This is a genomic window from Rhizobium sp. CB3060 (assembly GCF_025200735.1).
In the GTDB taxonomy this organism is placed as follows: Bacteria; Pseudomonadota; Alphaproteobacteria; order Rhizobiales; family Rhizobiaceae; genus Rhizobium.
The window spans coordinates 3,323,560-3,339,975 of record NZ_CP104158.1 but is presented as its reverse complement, the minus strand read 5'-3'; the positions used below and the strand labels follow the sequence as shown (position 1 = coordinate 3,339,975).

Below are 16,416 nucleotides of genomic sequence, written 5' to 3'. Positions count from 1 at the left end.
ATAAGGAAAGGCGTAAAGCTGATGAGTGGGAACAATTTTTCCGGCGATAGCGTAAGATCCGAGGGCGAAAGCCGCCTTTGGCGCAATGCCCGTCTGGCGACCTTGCGAGAGGATGCGCCGGGGCTCGGCATTGTCGAGAAGGGTGCGATCCTGACCAAGGGTGGCCGCATCCTTTTCGCGGGCAGCGAAAGCGATGCGCCTGAGATCGGCGATGCCGAAACCATCGATCTCGAAGGCCGCTGGGTTACGCCCGGTCTCGTCGATTGCCACACGCACATCGTTCACGGAGGTAACCGCGCCCGCGAATTCGAGATGCGTCTGGAAGGCGCGAGTTACGAAGAGATTGCGCGGGCCGGCGGTGGCATCGTTTCCTCCGTCAACGCAACGCGCGCGCTTTCCGTCAACGATCTTATTGCGACGGCCTTGCCGCGCCTCGATACGCTGCTTGCCGAAGGCGTCACCACGATCGAGGTGAAATCCGGCTATGGCCTCAGCATCGAATCCGAATTGAAGATGCTGCAAGCCGCCCGGGCGCTGGAAGACGCCCGTCCGGTTCGCGTCGTCACATCCTATCTCGCCGCGCATGCGACGCCGGCGGATTACAAGGGCCGCAACGACGACTATATTTCCGATGTCGTGTTGCCGGGTCTCAAGCAGGCGCATGCCAAGGGCTTGGCCGATGCCGTCGACGGCTTCTGCGAGGGGATCGCCTTTTCGCCGGCTGAGATTGCCCGCGTCTTCGATCTTGCCAAGTCGCTTGGCATCCCGGTGAAACTGCATGCCGAGCAGCTTTCCAATCTCGGCGGCGCCAAGCTTGCCGCCTCCTATGGCGCGCTTTCCGCCGACCATGTCGAATATCTGGATGAGGACGGCGTGAAGGCGATGGCGGATGCCGGCACGGTCGCGGTCCTTCTGCCCGGCGCCTTCTACGCCATTCATGAGAAGCAGAAGCCGCCGGTCAAGGCGCTGCGCGAGGCGGGTGTTCCAATCTCCATCGCCACCGACTGCAATCCCGGCACCTCGCCGTTGACCTCCATGCTGCTGACGATGAACATGGCAGCAACCCTCTTCGGCCTGACGGTCGAGGAATGCATCGCGGGTGCCACCCGTGAAGGCGCCCGCGCGCTCGGCCTGCTTTCCAAGACCGGCACGCTGGAGGCCGGCAAATCGGCCGATTTCGCCATCTGGAATATCGAAAGCCCTGCCGAGCTTGTCTATCGCATCGGCTTCAATCCGCTCCACGCCCGCATCTTTAAGGGGGAAAGATTCGACCGATGACTGTCACTCTCCATCCCGGCTCCGTTTCGCTGAAACAATTGGCCGCGATCTATTGGACCGGCGAGCCTGCCAAGCTCGATGCCTCCTTCGATGCCGGCATTCTCAAAGCTGCAGCGCGTATCGCCGAGATTGTCGCCGGCAATGCGCCGGTCTACGGCATCAATACCGGCTTCGGTAAACTGGCTTCCATCAAGATCGACAGCGCCGACGTCGCCACCCTGCAGCGCAACCTCATTCTTTCGCATTGCTGCGGCGTCGGCCAGCCGCTGCCGGAGAACGTCGTTCGCCTTATCCTGTCGCTGAAGCTGATCTCGCTTGGCCGCGGCGCTTCCGGCGTGCGTCTGGAACTGGTGCGGTTGATCGAGGCGATGCTGGAAAAGGGCGTCGTGCCCGTCATCCCCGAGAAGGGTTCTGTCGGCGCTTCCGGCGATCTCGCCCCGCTCGCGCATATGACCGCCGTCATGATGGGTCATGGCGAGGCCTTTTATGCTGGCGAGCGGCTGGACGGCGCTGCTGCGCTGAAAAAGGCTGGACTGACGCCGGTCGTGCTTGCCGCCAAGGAAGGGCTGGCGCTGATCAACGGCACGCAGGTCTCGACCGCACTTGCTCTGGCCGGTCTCTTTCGCGCCCATCGCGCCGCGCAGGTAGCCCTCATCACCGGCGCGATGTCGACGGATGCCGCCATGGGCTCCTCGGCACCGTTCCATCCCGATATCCACACGTTGCGCGGCCATAAAGGCCAGATCGATACCGCCGCTGCCCTCCGCGGCCTGCTTACCGGTTCGGTGATTCGTCAAAGCCACATCGAAGGTGATGAGCGCGTACAGGACCCCTATTGCATCCGCTGCCAGCCGCAGGTCGACGGCGCCTGTCTGGATCTCCTGCGTTCGGCCGGTCGCACGCTTGAAATCGAGGCCAATGCGGTCACCGACAATCCGCTTGTGCTCTCGGACAATTCCGTGGTGTCCGGCGGCAACTTCCATGCCGAGCCGGTGGCTTTCGCCGCCGACCAGATCGCGATTGCCGTCTGCGAGATCGGCGCGATCTCGCAGCGCCGCATCGCGCTGCTGGTCGATCCGGCACTGAGCTATGGCTTGCCGGCTTTCCTCGCCAAGAAGCCCGGTCTGAACTCCGGACTGATGATTGCCGAGGTCACCTCCGCAGCGTTGATGTCGGAAAACAAGCAGATGTCGCACCCGGCTTCTGTCGATTCGACGCCGACCTCCGCCAATCAGGAGGACCACGTGTCGATGGCCTGCCATGGCGCCCGCCGGCTCCTGCCGATGACCGACAATCTCTTCGGCATCGTCGGCATCGAGGCGCTGACGGCCGCACAGGGCGTCGAGCTACGTGCGCCACTGACCACCAGTCCCGAACTGACCCTTGCCATTGCCACCATCCGTGCCGCAGCGCCTACGCTGGATGAAGACCGCTACATGGCAAACGACCTCAAGGCCGCCAGCGACCTGGTCGCTTCCGGCGCACTCAACGCATCCGTATCCGCCGGCATCCTGCCCTCTTTGGAGATATGACATGACCAACCCACGCCATAATATCCGCGAAATCCGCGCTCCTCGTGGCCCGGAGCTCAACGCCAAGAGCTGGATGACCGAAGCGCCGCTGCGCATGCTGATGAACAATCTCGATCCGGACGTTGCGGAAAACCCGAACGAGCTGGTTGTCTATGGCGGCATCGGCCGCGCCGCCCGCACCTGGGACGATTTCGATCGTATCGCCGCGACGCTGAAGACGCTGAACGAAGACGAGACGCTGCTGGTGCAGTCCGGCAAGCCGGTCGCCGTATTCCGCACCCACAAGGATGCGCCGCGCGTGCTGATCGCCAACTCCAACCTCGTGCCACACTGGGCGACCTGGGATCACTTCAACGAGCTGGATAAAAAGGGCCTTGCCATGTACGGCCAGATGACGGCCGGCTCGTGGATCTATATCGGCACGCAGGGCATCGTGCAGGGCACCTACGAGACCTTTGTCGAAGCCGGTCGCCAGCACTATAATGGCAACCTGAAGGGCAAGTGGATCCTGACCGGCGGTCTCGGCGGCATGGGCGGCGCACAGCCGCTGGCCGCCGTCATGGCTGGTGCCTGCTGCCTCGCCGTCGAATCCGACGAAACCCGCATCGATTTCCGCCTGCGCACCCGTTATGTCGACGAAAAGGCGAAGACGCTCGACGAAGCGTTGGCCCTGATCGACAAGTGGACGAAGGCTGGCGAAGCCAAGTCCGTCGGCCTGCTCGGCAATGCTGCCGAAATCTTCCCGGAACTGGTGAAGCGCATGAAGGCCGGCGGTCCGCGTCCGGATATCGTCACCGACCAGACTTCTGCCCACGACCCGCTGAACGGCTACCTGCCGGCCGGTTGGACGGTGGCCGAACACCGGGCCAAGCGCGAGAGCGATCCGAAAGCCGTCGAAGCTGCCGCCCGCGCTTCGATGAAGGTGCATGTCGAAGCCATGGTCGCCTTCTGGGATGCTGGCGTGCCGACGCTCGACTACGGCAACAACATTCGCCAGGTCGCCAAGGATGAAGGCTTCGAAAATGCCTTTGCTTTCCCGGGCTTCGTGCCGGCCTATATCCGTCCGCTCTTTTGCCGCGGCATCGGTCCCTTCCGCTGGGCTGCTCTCTCGGGCGATCCGGAAGATATCTACAAGACCGACGCCAAGGTGAAGGAGCTGCTGCCCGACAACAAGCACCTGCACAACTGGCTGGACATGGCGCGCGAGCGTATCGCCTTCCAAGGTCTGCCGGCACGCATTTGCTGGGTCGGTCTCGGCGATCGCCACCGTCTCGGCCTTGCCTTCAACGAAATGGTCAGGAATGGCGAGCTGAAGGCGCCCGTCGTCATCGGCCGCGACCATTTGGACTCTGGCTCGGTTGCTTCGCCGAACCGCGAAACGGAAGCCATGAAGGACGGCTCGGATGCCGTTTCCGACTGGCCGCTGCTCAACGCCCTGCTCAACACCGCATCCGGCGCTACCTGGGTATCGCTGCATCACGGCGGCGGCGTCGGCATGGGCTTTTCCCAGCACTCCGGCATGGTCATCTGCGCCGACGGCACCGATGATGCGGCCAAGCGCCTGGAGCGCGTTCTCTGGAACGACCCGGCAACCGGCGTCATGCGCCATGCCGATGCCGGCTACGACATCGCCCTCGATTGGGCCAAGAAGCAGGGCCTGCGCCTGCCGGCCATCCTGGGGAACTAAGATGAAGCTGCTGCGCGCCAGTGACCACAAGCGCATGCCCTGGAAAAACGGCGGCGGGGAGACGGTGGAGATCGCCGTTTCGCCCGACGGCGCCGGGCTTGCAGACTTCGACTGGCGCGTCAGCATGGCGACCGTTGCCACGGATGGGCCGTTCTCGGTCTTTCCGGGCATCGATCGTACGCTATCCATTCTTGATGGCGAGGGTATGACCCTCTTTATCGAGGCGCGCGCGCCTGAACGCCTGACGCAGGCGAGCGAGCCGCTGCCCTTCGCGGCCGATGCGCCGACCTCGGCAACTTTGATTGACGGGACGATCACGGATCTCAATGTGATGACGCGGCGGGCGCGCTTTACGCATTCGGTGCGGCGTGTCTCGGTCGACGGAAATAGCGAAGTCGCTTTCGAGGGCGGGACCAGCCTTGTTCTTTGCCATCGCGGCGATGTCGAGATTGACGATGCTGTGCTTGCCGCGGGCGATTGCCTTCTTGTTTCGAATGACGTCGCCGTACGACGCTCGATCTCTGGCAAGGCGGAGCTGTTCTGCATCGCCATCGAGGCAATATAGTCGGCTATTAACTGCCCCTGACTTGACACGGACATACCTCGGCTATCCTATTTCTGCGCCGCAGAGAGGATGCCTGCATGAGCGACGATCAGATCCCCGCCGATAGCAAGCTCACCACGTCAAAGCGCCGCTGGGCGGCGGAGGGCAAGTTTCTGACGGGGCGCATCAGCCGACCCGAGACCGAGCGGCTGCCGCCGGGGCAGCATCTCGTCAAGAACTGGCCGGTGCTCGATCTCGGCGTGCAGCCACATGTGTCCTTGTCGAGCTGGCGGCTCGATGTGGTCGGTTTCGTGGAAACGCGGCTCAGCCTCGATTGGGCGGCTTTCCAGGCGATCGAGCAAAGCACCCGCGTCAGCGATATCCATTGCGTGACGACCTGGTCGCGCTACGACAATCGCTGGGAAGGGGTTTCGACGCGCGATATGCTCGATCTCGCTATGCCGACGGCCGAAGCGCATCATGTGCTGCTGACGAGTTATGACGGCTACACCACCAACCTCCCTCTTTCGGATTTCGCGGCCGAAGATGCGATCCTCGCCACTGCCTGGGAGGGCCAGCCATTGACCGGCGAGCATGGCGGAAGAGCGCGAAGTGGCTGAACCGCATCGAACTCATCGATGCCGACAGGGCCGGCTTCTGGGAGAAGAATGGCTATCACATGTATGGCGATCCCTGGCGGGAGCAGCGCTATTCGGACGATTGACGCCCGTAGGATCCTGTCGGCGGAGATATAGCTTAGGTAAACTCGGCAGGAATCGCGGTTTCTTATGTCACCGTGTCAATTTTTGATGGCTGCGGCGCGGGTTTGCGGCTTTGCAATCCATGGCGATGGGCGTATTCAATGATCGTATGATTGTTGCCGGAAGCGCCCGGTCCCTTGAACGCCATTCTCTGAAATTTCATGTCATGACCATTGCCCGGACCACAGATCAGCCTTCCGAAGCAAGTTTCGGCCGGCAGTCCCGCATCATCGCCTTGGTTGTCGCCGTCTCCTTCTTCATGCAGATTCTGGACGGCACCATCGTCACGACCTCATTGCCGCAGATGGCTATGACCTTCGGCATCCAGCCGGTGTCGATGAGCATCGGCATTACGGTCTATCTGTTGACGATGGCGGCCTTCGTGCCGCTGGCGGGCTGGGCCGGCGACCGCTACGGCGCGCGGCGGGTGTTTTTGGCGTCGATCGCCATCTTCACCGTGGCGTCGCTGTTCTGCGGCCTCTCCGGCAATCTCTTCGAATTCGTCATTGCCCGCGCCGTACAGGGCGTCGGCAGCGCGTTGATGACGCCGGTCGGTCGCATCATCGTGCTGAAAAACGCGCGCAAATCCGATCTGGTGCATGCCGTGTCGATGATTACCTGGCCGGCGCTGACGGCTCCGGTCATCGGCCCGGTGCTCGGCAGCTTCATCACCACCTATTTCAGTTGGCACTGGAATTTCCTGATCAATATTCCGATCGGGATCATCGGCCTCGGCCTCGTCCTGCGCTTCGTGCCGGATCAGCGGGAGGAAAAGGTCGCGCGGCTCGATTTCATCGGCTTCCTGCAATCGGCGGCGGGGCTGACCTTCCTGCTGGCCGGTCTGGAGTTCGTGGTCCAGGGGACGACGGGATTGGCGCCCAGCATCGGGCTCATTGCCGCCGGCGTGGTTTTCTCCGTCATCGCCACCCGGCATTTCATGAGGGTCGATGCGCCCTTGCTCGATCTCTCCGCCTTCAAGGTGCAGACCTTCGCCATGTCGACGCTTTCGGCGGGAACGGCAAGCCGGGTTGCGATCAATGCCACGCCCTTCCTGATCCCGCTGCTTTTCCAGGTCGGCTTCGGGCGTACGGCGATCGACGCCGGCACCTATCTGCTCTTCTACTTCGCGGGCAATCTCGGCATGAAGACGATCACCACGCAGATGTTGAAAGTCTTCGGCTTCCGCAACGTGCTTGTTGTCAATGGCCTGATCTCGTCGGCCAGCATCGGTGGATGCGCGTTTCTGTCGCCGTCGACGCCGGATCTGCTGATATATTGCCTGCTATTCATTGCTGGCCTGTCGCGTTCAATGAACTTCACGGCGCTGAATACGCTCGGCTTTGCCGATATCCATGCGGCGCAGCGCAGTTCCGCCTCGACGCTCTCGAGCATGCTGCAGCAGGTCTCGCTGTTGCTCGGCGTTGCCGTCGCCGCCGCCGTGCTCAATCTCTCGCGCATCATCCATGGGGGAGAGACGCTTTCCCTTGTCGATTTTCACTGGGCTTTTCTGGTCGTTTGCCTCATTGGCGCGGTCTCGTCGCTGCGCTTCCTCCGCTTGCCGCATGATGCGGGTGCGGAGGTGTCGCGGCATCGCATCAAGACATGAACATGGCTTTCAAATAATTGCGATATTTGACCTGCCCGCCGCTGTAAATCGGGTTACAGGCTCCCATATGAATAGAGGTTCAACGCCCATGGGAGGCAGTCTTATGCTGCTTAAAGCTCTTACCATTTCGGCCCTCGTCATCGGAATGTCCAGCGTCGCCATGGCGGGGCCGGCGCATAAACATCGCACCACAACGTTCGACGCACAGGCAATCCAGACCGACGTCGGCAATTTTGACCATTCCAAGGACGCAATCCTTCCGGATGGTACGATCAACACCGATCCGTCTGTGACCGGCCCGATCAGAGCGGGCGATGCGATATCGAGGCTGCAATGCGCGGCGGCGCCAAACGCCGTTGGCGTTTCGAACACATACGCCGCCGGTCCCACCTCGCTTTGCCCTGGGCAGTAGTTTCGAAGCAGACAGGTTAGACCACCTCGATATCGGTCTGGGCGAATGCATCGCTCCGGAACAGAAGCGGCTGGCGATAATAGCGGGCGCAGGCATAGGTCATGCAGTCGTCGAGGCTGAGAGCCGCCGGATGGCGACCCTCGCCGTACCGCTCATGAGCTTCGATCGCCAGAAAGGCGGCCCGCGGCGGAATTGCGAGAAGCTGGATGTTCATCAGCTCCAGAAACGTCCGGACCGCATTCCCGGCGTCGACGATTGTGAGGTCAAGACGGCCGGCGACGCTGATCGCCGCCTGGGTTACCGCTAGCGGCGACGTCATGCGCGCGGTCGCAGCCTGCATGCGGGCGGCAAAGTTGCGGGCTTCTTCCTCATCGGTCATCATTGCGGAAAGCACCGAGGCATCGACAAACATCAGGCATCCCCTTCCGAAAGAGCATCCGCCTTGGTGCCGGCCTTCTGCTTCAGGTTACGACAGAAAGTGACGGCGATATCGACAAGCGACGGCTTGGCAAGCTCCTCGTTCAACGCCTTTTGCAATGCCAGCCGCACGGCTTCGGTTTTGGTGGACGTTTTGGTCAGCGCCTGGTAGCGCCGGGCCAATCGATCGATGGCATCGTCTTTGATGTAGAGAGGCATGGGATATCCATTTCTTTAGTGATGGATATCCTTAGAATATATCCACGAGGAGGACAATCATCGCGGTAGTCGGGATCGGGCAATAGCGGGCACTTCGTCCGAAGAAATGTTTCCGCGATATTTACATGACGAACATCATCTAACGTGATAGCAATAGCTTGATCCCTTAACTTGCAGATTGCGAGGAGCCATCATGTCCGTTACCGATCCTGTCGTTATCGTCTCCGCTACGCGCACGCCGCTCGGCCGTTTCCAGGGCGAATTGTCATCGTTGCAGGCGCCGGAACTCGGCTCCCATGTCATCCGTGCTGCCTTGGAGCGTGCCGGATTGTCGGCGGAGAAGGTGGACGAGGTGCTGTTCGGCTGCGTCCTGCCGGCGGGGCAGGGGCAGGCACCGGCGCGGCAGGCGGCGCGCGGCGCGGGAATGCCGGATGCGGTTGGCGCCACCACGATCAACAAGGTCTGCGGTTCCGGCATGAAGGCGACCATGCTGGCGCATGACCTGATCCTTGCCGGTTCCGCCTCGATCGCGGTCTCCGGCGGCATGGAGTCGATGTCGAATGCGCCCTATCTGCTCGCCAAGGCGCGGGGCGGCTATCGCATGGGCCATGACCGCATTTTCGACCACATGATGCTCGACGGGCTGGAAGACGCCTATGAGAAGGGCCGCTCGATGGGCGACTTCGGCGAGTTGGCGGTGGAAGCCTATCAGTTTAGCCGTGACGACCAGGATGCCTATGCCGTCGAGACGCTGACGCGGGCGCGCAAGGCGATCGAGACGGGGGCATTCGAGGCCGAGATTACGCCGATTTCCGTTGCTGCCAAGGGCGGACCGGTGACGATCGCTAAGGATGAGCATCCGCAGAAAGTCTCGCCGGAAAAAATCCCCGCGCTGAAGCCGGCTTTCCGCAAGGACGGTACCATCACCGCAGCCAGTGCCTCGGCCAATGCGGACGGCGCGGCTGCGCTGGTGCTGACGCGACGCTCGATCGCCGAGCGAGAGGGACTGCCGATCCTCGCCGAGATCAAGGCGCATGCCGCCCATAGCCAGGAGCCGGCGTGGTACACGACCGCGCCGATTCCGGCGATCCGCAAGGTGTTGGACAAGACCGGCTGGAAGGTCGGCGATGTCGACCTCTTCGAGATCAACGAAGCCTTCGCCGTCGTCGCCATGGCCGCCGCTAAGGACCTCGGCATTGCCCGCGACCGCCTCAACGTCAATGGAGGCGCCTGTGCGCTGGGCCATCCGATCGGGGCTACGGGCGCGCGGCTGATCGTGACGCTGCTGCACGCGCTGGAGCGTCAGGGTGCAACGCGGGGCGTCGCCGCACTCTGCATCGGCGGCGGCGAGGCGACGGCGATTGCGGTGGAGAGGATTGGGTGAGGAGAATCCTGCTGCCAACACCACGGTAGGGGAGCGGATTATGTTGCTAGCACAATGAGCAGGCCAATTATGCCGACTATGCTAAGGAACGTAATCACTAAGGTCTTGGTTGCGGTTTCGAATTCGCCGGCGATTGCCAATGCCCGGCCCAAGAATCCGCCAAAAATGCCGAGCATCAGAGCAACAAGCGTGGGTAAAACTAGCGCGGAACCGGCCCCTTCAAAGCTGCTCCCCAAAATCATCGAAAGGCACGCCGCAATCAGTGAAAGAGAGACTAGCATCAGAGGCCACGCTCGCTCGATAAGAGCGACGAGAAAAAAACCGATCGTGTACGGCACCAGCAGGCTGACGATCAAATCACACCCCCAAGTTCATGCGGAGGTATATCCTCGCGTAATGCGATAATACTTGGTGGTTCTTGCCAGTCAAATCTGTGCGTTATTTTCCGATCGTGACGCCGCTGCATGCGCTGCCGCGCCAGGGCGCTATGCGCGGCGTCGCAGTACTCCGCATCTGCGACGGCGATTGCGGTGGATCTGGTTGGGTGAGTGGATCGGGCAAGTCAGGAGCATCTGCCGATGCCGCGCTTGCGTGCCTGGTCCCTCATCCTAGCCTTCTCCCCGCTCATGCGGGGAGAAGGGACGACGGCGCAAAATAACGAGCCTCTTCGCTCCGCTGACCGAGGGTGGCGCGAGGCACCTTAAGCTCCCTCGCCCCCGCTTGCGGGGGAGAGGGCTGGGGTGAGCGGCCAGGCACATTGCCGCTGCATTGATGTATTCGCCTGACCCGCCGCCAAAAATTCTCACCCCTCCGATAGCTCCTCCAGGATCGGGCAGTCCGGCCGCTCATTGCCCTGGCAGGCATGCACGAGATGTTCCAGCGTGCGGCGCAGCTCGGTCAGTTCGCGGATCTTGCGGTCGATTTCGGTGAGTTTCGATGTGGCGATTTCCTTGACGTCGGCGCTGGCACGGCTTTTGTCTTCGTAGAGCGCCAGCAGTTGCCGGCACTCGTCGACGGAGAAGCCGAGGCTGCGGGAGCGGTGCAGGAAGCGTAGCTTGTGCACGTCGTCGGAGCCATAGTCGCGGTAGCCGTTGTCGCCTCGATCGGGGCGGATCAGGCCGATATCCTCGTAGTAACGGATTGTCTTTGCCGGCAGGCCGGAGCGGCCCGATGCTTCGCCGATATTCATGTGAACCCTCCTTATTTCGGTAGAGCGCTGTGCGTTCGTTTGAACGCACAAAGGTCGCTCTAGTCTTTTGAATCTAGAGCATCTTATCCGCTTACAGGCGGTTCCGCCTGAAAGCGGGATGCTCTAGTCTCAGCCGCAGCGCGTTGGCGATGACCGAGACCGAGGACAGGCTCATGGCCGCCGCCGCGATCATCGGCGATAGAAGCAGGCCGAAGACCGGGTAAAGCACGCCCGCGGCAAGCGGCACGCCGAGAGCATTATAGCCGAAGGCGAAGGCCAGGTTTTGTTTGATGTTGCGGATCGTGGCTTCCGAAAGGTGCCGTGCCCTGACGATGCCATTGAGATCGCCCTTCACCAGGGTGATGCCGGCACTTTCCATCGCGACATCGGCGCCGGTGCCCATGGCGATGCCGACATCGGCTGCGGCCAGCGCCGGCGCGTCGTTAACGCCGTCACCGGCCATGGCAACCACATTGCCCTTGGCCCGCAACTCGTCGATCAGCGCCTTCTTGCCTTCGGGCAACATATCGGCGCGGATTTCGTCGATGCCGAGACGCGCAGCGACGGCCTTGGCGGTCTGAGCGTTGTCGCCCGTTGCCATGATGATCTTCAGCCCGCTATCGTGCAGCGCCTTGATGGCGGCCGCTGTCGTCGGCTTGATCCGGTCGGCAACGGCGACGATGCCGGCCAACCGGCCATCGAGGGCGACGAACATCACGGTCTTGCCTTCACCGCGCAGACGTTCGGTTTCAGCCTGCAGCTCGTCGGTCGCAACGCCGAGATCGGTCATCATCGCGACATTGCCGAGGGCGATCGCCATATCGCCGGCGCGGCCCTCGACGCCCTTGCCGGTCTTTGCCGCGAAGCCGGATATGTCGAAAAGGCGCGCGCCGCGCTCCTGCGCGCCGGTTACGATCGCTTCGGCCAGTGGATGTTCGGAGCCGCGTTCCAGGCTGGCTGCGAGCGACAGCAGGCGCGCTTCGTCGACGCCGGCGGCGGGGACGACATCGGTCAGGTTCGGCCTGCCCTCGGTCAATGTGCCGGTCTTGTCGACGATCAGCGTGTCGACCTTGGCGAAGCGCTCCAGCGCCTCGGCGTCGCGCACCAGTACGCCCTCCTGCGCGCCTCGGCCGGTGGCGATCATGATCGACATCGGCGTCGCAAGCCCCAATGCGCAGGGGCAGGCGATGATCAGGACGGCGACGGCGGCGAGCAGTGCATGCGCCAGCCTCGGCTCCGGTCCGACAAAGGCCCAGACCGCAAAGGCGATGATGGCTGCAACCACGACGGCGGGCACGAAGACGGCCGAAACACGATCCACCATCGTCTGGATCGGCGCGCGGGACCGCTGCGCCTTGGCGACCAACTCGACGATGCGCGATAGTGTCGTTTCCACGCCGACCTTTTCGGCGATCATGATCAGCGTGCCGTTCTTGTTGATCGTGCCGCCGGTCAGCGCATCGCCCACGGTCTTTTCGACCGGGAGCGGCTCGCCCGTGATCATCGATTCGTCGATGGTCGACTGTCCCTCGGCAACGGAGCCGTCCACCGGCACGCGCTCGCCGGGCCGAATGCGCAGTCGGTCGCCGGCCTGGATATGATCGACAGGAACGTCGGTCTCGCTGCCGTCGGCGCCGATGCGGCGGGCGGTCTTGGGCGCGAGGTCGAGCAGCGCGTGGATCGCCGAGCCGGTGCGCTCGCGCGCCTTCAGCTCCAGCACCTGGCCGACAAATATCAGGGCGACGATGACCGCAGCGGCTTCGAAATAAACGGGCACAGCCTCGCCATGGCCGCGAAAGCTCATAGGGAAAATGCCGGGCACAAGCGTCGCCACGAGGCTGTAGAGATAGGCCGTGCCGACGCCGAGGCCGATCAGGGTCCACATGTTGGGGCTGCGGTTGCGAACTGAATTCCACGCCCGGCGGAAGAAGGGGAGAGCGGCCCAGAGCACGACCGGGGTCGCGAGCGCCAGCTCGATCCAGGTGGCGGTGGGCTCGCCGATTTGGTCGCGCAGAGGGAGGCCGAACATCGGCCCCATAGTGAGGATCAACAGCGGCAGCGACAGGGCAGCGCTCATCCAGAGGCGTCGTGTGAAATCGACAAGCTCCGGGTTCGGGCCTTTATCGGCGGCTGGCACCCCCATCGGTTCGAGGGCCATGCCGCATATCGGGCAATCGCCGGGATGATCGCTGATCACCTCGGGGTGCATTGGGCACGTATAGAGCGTGCCCTTCGGCATCGGCCTCGGTGTTGGCTTTTCGTCACCAAGATAGGCCGCCGGCTCGGCTTCGAATTTTGCTTTGCAGTCTGCGGAGCAAAAATAGAATTTCTCGCCCTCATGCTTCAGGAAATGTCGCGCGGTGGCGCGGTCGACATCCATGCCGCAAACCGGGTCTTTGGCCGTCAGGTAATTTTCGGGCGTTGCTTCGAATTTGTCGCGGCAACCTTCGCTGCAAAAGTGGAATGTATGGCCACGATAGTCCAGCGATGGTTTGCCCGCCTTGGGATCGACGGTCATGCCGCAGACGGGATCGCGGATCACCGCATCCTGTGGCGCATCGTGATGATGATGGTGGTGGTCATGTTCGTCGTGGAATGCCATCGGAAACTCCAGCGCTTGGAAGCGAGCGTGGCTAGGTTTATGAACCTTCCTGTTACTGGAAGGTCAAGAGGAAAATAGGAAGTACCGTCCACAGTTGAAAGAGGCTGCTTTCTATCCCGATGCCGTTAGGGGTGTTAACTTCCGTTAGATCAAATCAATCATGGGATTCCAATGCGATATGATCTTGCGAACTTGCCGCTGACGACACTTCTGCCCGCGATGACCAGGGCAGAGGATATGCTGGCGCGGCTGGATGAGCGAGCGTTGCGGCATGCTGTCGGCAACGGTTTTCGTGAGCGCGGGCATTTTTTCGATGCCGTTGGCGCGCTCTGGGTCGGCGGCGAACTGGTGCATGTCGAGGATCTGGTACTGCATGATGCACATGTCGACGCTCGCGCGCCGACGCATGAGCTGGTCATTGCGCATGCCGTGCTGCGCGCCCGGCGACGGCTGTGGAGCGCCGAGCCGGACTGGGGGCTGGGGATGGCCGGCATTGCCGCCCTGCGCGGCGACGTCGGCGACGCCGAGGAAACGGCCACTCCGCGCCCCATCTCTATCGAGACGGCCGAAATGGAAGAGGAGGAGGATGACGATGATGATGATTTCGGCATGGACTTTGCCGAGATCGATGCCGTCATCGCCCGCTCCGGCCAGGTGCTGGATGGAAAGATTCCCGAAGCCAGGATGGTGATGGCAGACGATCCGCTCGGCCTGATTCGTGACGACGATTGGGACGAGAACGAGCGGCTGGAGACCTGGCGCGCCGTCATCCACCAGGCCGATCTCCTGCCGCCGGCTTTGGGTGGTGCCGTGCTGTTCGATGCATGGGAGCGGATCGAGCCGCTGCGGCGGCAGCATTGGCTCGGCAGCCTGCTCGTCAGCGCCTATCTTCGCAGTCGCGGCAAAGTCACGTCGCACCTCTTCTGCCTCAATACCGGGCTGAAGTCCGTACGGCGGGAGCGCCGCCGCTCGCCGGATGGCACCATGCGATTGACCGCTTTTCTCGAAGCCATGGCACTATCGGCCGAAGCGGGGCTGAAGGAGCTCGATCGCCTGTCGCTCGCCAAGATACAGATGGAACAGCGGCTCAAGGATCGGCGGTCGAACAGCAGTTTGCCCGGCGTCATCGAGATCGTGCTTTCCCGGCCCATCGTCTCCGCCAGCATGGTTGCCCGCCATGTCGGCGTCACTTCCCGTGGCGCCCTCAATCTGGTGACGGAACTCGGTGTGCGCGAGATGACCGGACGCGGGCGTTATCGCGGCTGGGGTGTCCTTTGATGCGGTGAGCGCTAGATTGCTCATCGGAAGGTGGTGCCGTCATTGTTAGTAGGACGGAATGGGGCTAGCCTGATATTCCCGCCTTCACGGACATGCACCCATGCCTCTGATCGATACCGCCAATGCCTTCATCGAGCTCTTCGCACAACCCGTCCGTGCCACGGATAGCGGCTCGGTGGCGGGGCTGACCTTTGCTGCCAAGGACAATATCGATGTCGAAGGGCGGATCACCGGCAACGGCAATCCGATCTGGCGGCGCGCCCATGGCCCGGCGGTAGCGCATGCGCCTATCGTCGCCCGACTGCTGGCAGAGGGGGCAGTGCTCGCCGGCAAGACGCATATGGATGAATTTGCCTATAGTCTGATGGGCACCAACGCGCATTACGGCACGCCGCTGAACAGCGCGGCGCCCGACCGTGTGCCGGGTGGTTCCTCTTCCGGCTCGGCTGCGGCGGTCGCCGCCGGCCTGGTGGAATTCGCGCTGGGGACGGATACCGGCGGCTCGGTACGGCTGCCGGCCTCCTTCAACGGTATTTTCGGCATGCGGCCCAGTCATGGGGCGATCGACATGGGCGGCGTGGTGCCGCTCAGCCCCGGTTTCGATACGCTTGGCTGGTTTGCCCGCGATGTCGAAACGCTGGTTCGCGTCGGTCGCGCCCTTGGTCTTGCCGGCGAGGCGAATTTTTCGACGGCCTGGCTGCCTTCGGATATCTGGACGGGCGTCGATCCGGGACTTGCCGCATTGCTGCGGCCGATGACGGAAAAGATCGCGGCGTTGTTCGACAAAACCGTTACCGATCCGTTGCCGATCGTCGGGCCGGAAGAAAGGTCAGAAGCCTTTCGCTTCTGGCAGGGCTATGATGCATGGAAAGCGCTGGGCGGCTGGATCGAGGCGCATGATGTCGACCTCGGGCCTGACATCGCCTCGCGTTTCGCCGTGGCGCGATCCGTCAGCGACGAGACCTTTGCCAAGGTCGATGCGGTGCGCCACGAAATTGCTACTGCAATGGACGCGGCACTTGCCGGCGGTTTGGTGATGATCATCCCCACGGGCCCGGGTCCTGCGCCGCGCAGGGATTCATCGCAAGAGATATTCGACGCCTACCGGCAGCAGGCCATAGGCCTCCTCTCCATCGCCGGCCATGCCAGCCTGCCGCAGATTTCCATGCCGGCCGGGAAGATGGACGGCGGACCGGTAGGGCTGTCGGTCATCGGCCGCCGTGGTTGCGATGGCGGGTTGTTGGATCTGCTGAAAAGGCTGTGATGCCTGCCCTCGCGGCCCCTGTTGCCTGATTTTCAGCCCGCATTCGTTGGATAATCGATGGCTGCGCGGCTTGGCAGGAGCCATTTTCCAGTATGCCGACGACGGCGGGAATGATCTCGTCCAGCGGCTGCCCGAACCATAAGCGTCGCTCAGAGTTTGTAAGACAGCGAGGACATGGTGTGCCTTTGCTCATTTGCAACCACAACCCTGGTTTTCGTCCAATGTAACAGTTTGTTGCGCTAA

At 62.4% G+C, this 16,416-nt stretch carries 14 protein-coding genes and 1 pseudogene; 10 read left to right on the top strand and 5 right to left on the bottom strand.

Annotated features, from left to right (window positions below; translation table 11 throughout):
- Positions 1-21: 21 nt before the first annotated feature.
- The 7 genes and pseudogenes from hutI (at position 22) to N2601_RS16110 (ending at position 7,820) form a co-directional block, all read left to right on the top strand.
- Positions 22-1,278: an imidazolonepropionase gene (gene hutI, locus N2601_RS16140; RefSeq protein WP_104824746.1), complete on the top strand. Its 1,257-nt coding sequence runs from the start codon at positions 22-24 to the stop codon at positions 1,276-1,278.
- Positions 1,275-2,810, top strand: a complete 1,536-nt coding sequence (hutH, locus tag N2601_RS16135; RefSeq protein ID WP_104824745.1) for a histidine ammonia-lyase — start codon at positions 1,275-1,277, stop codon at positions 2,808-2,810. The genes hutI and hutH overlap by 4 nt, the downstream gene beginning before the upstream one ends.
- A gap of 1 nt (position 2,811) precedes the next feature.
- On the top strand, positions 2,812-4,497 hold the full coding sequence (gene hutU, locus N2601_RS16130) for a urocanate hydratase (protein ID WP_104824744.1): 1,686 nt from the start codon (positions 2,812-2,814) through the stop codon (positions 4,495-4,497).
- A gap of 1 nt (position 4,498) precedes the next feature.
- Positions 4,499-5,062: a HutD/Ves family protein gene (locus tag N2601_RS16125; protein ID WP_104824743.1), complete on the top strand. Its 564-nt coding sequence runs from the start codon at positions 4,499-4,501 to the stop codon at positions 5,060-5,062.
- A 77-nt stretch (positions 5,063-5,139) separates the two neighbouring features.
- Positions 5,140-5,765: pseudogene (locus N2601_RS16120) on the top strand (sulfite oxidase-like oxidoreductase).
- Between the two features lie 203 nt (positions 5,766-5,968).
- Positions 5,969-7,408 (top strand): MFS transporter, encoded by a 1,440-nt coding sequence (locus tag N2601_RS16115; RefSeq protein WP_260303198.1) that lies wholly within the window; start codon positions 5,969-5,971, stop codon positions 7,406-7,408.
- A 103-nt stretch (positions 7,409-7,511) separates the two neighbouring features.
- Positions 7,512-7,820 carry a hypothetical protein gene (locus N2601_RS16110; RefSeq protein WP_104824741.1) on the top strand — a complete coding sequence of 103 codons (309 nt, stop codon included), beginning with the start codon at positions 7,512-7,514 and terminating at the stop codon, positions 7,818-7,820.
- A gap of 16 nt (positions 7,821-7,836) precedes the next feature.
- Here the strand turns inward: N2601_RS16110 and N2601_RS16105 are convergent, their stop codons facing one another.
- Positions 7,837-8,232, bottom strand: a complete 396-nt coding sequence (locus tag N2601_RS16105) for a type II toxin-antitoxin system VapC family toxin (protein ID WP_104824740.1) — start codon at positions 8,230-8,232, stop codon at positions 7,837-7,839.
- A complete protein-coding gene (locus tag N2601_RS16100; RefSeq protein ID WP_104824739.1) occupies positions 8,232-8,456 on the bottom strand; it encodes a type II toxin-antitoxin system VapB family antitoxin in 225 nt (74 codons plus the stop codon). Before N2601_RS16100 ends, N2601_RS16105 begins: the two co-directional genes overlap by 1 nt.
- Before the next feature lie 193 nt (positions 8,457-8,649).
- Here N2601_RS16100 and N2601_RS16095 point away from each other — a divergent pair, with 193 nt between their 5' ends.
- Positions 8,650-9,840, top strand: a complete 1,191-nt coding sequence (locus N2601_RS16095) for an acetyl-CoA C-acyltransferase (protein ID WP_104824738.1) — start codon at positions 8,650-8,652, stop codon at positions 9,838-9,840.
- Positions 9,841-9,878: 38 nt separating this feature from the next.
- On the opposite strand, the gene N2601_RS16090 is transcribed toward N2601_RS16095, so the two are convergent.
- The 3 genes from N2601_RS16090 to N2601_RS16080 all read right to left on the bottom strand — a co-directional run bounded on the left by N2601_RS16090 (position 9,879) and on the right by N2601_RS16080 (position 13,631).
- The gene (locus N2601_RS16090; protein WP_104824737.1) at positions 9,879-10,196 is read right to left on the bottom strand and encodes a hypothetical protein; all 318 of its coding nucleotides are present in this window, start codon (positions 10,194-10,196) and stop codon (positions 9,879-9,881) included.
- A 446-nt stretch (positions 10,197-10,642) separates the two neighbouring features.
- Positions 10,643-11,029 (bottom strand): Cu(I)-responsive transcriptional regulator, encoded by a 387-nt coding sequence (gene cueR / locus N2601_RS16085; protein WP_104824736.1) that lies wholly within the window; start codon positions 11,027-11,029, stop codon positions 10,643-10,645.
- Positions 11,030-11,120: 91 nt separating this feature from the next.
- The gene (locus N2601_RS16080; protein WP_104824735.1) at positions 11,121-13,631 is read right to left on the bottom strand and encodes a heavy metal translocating P-type ATPase; all 2,511 of its coding nucleotides are present in this window, start codon (positions 13,629-13,631) and stop codon (positions 11,121-11,123) included.
- A gap of 171 nt (positions 13,632-13,802) precedes the next feature.
- Between N2601_RS16080 and N2601_RS16075 the strand changes: the two genes are divergently transcribed.
- Positions 13,803-14,909, top strand: a complete 1,107-nt coding sequence (locus N2601_RS16075; RefSeq protein WP_260303197.1) for an RHE_PE00001 family protein — start codon at positions 13,803-13,805, stop codon at positions 14,907-14,909.
- Between the two features lie 100 nt (positions 14,910-15,009).
- The gene (locus tag N2601_RS16070) at positions 15,010-16,173 is read left to right on the top strand and encodes an amidase (RefSeq protein ID WP_104824733.1); all 1,164 of its coding nucleotides are present in this window, start codon (positions 15,010-15,012) and stop codon (positions 16,171-16,173) included.
- Positions 16,174-16,416 lie beyond the last annotated feature (243 nt).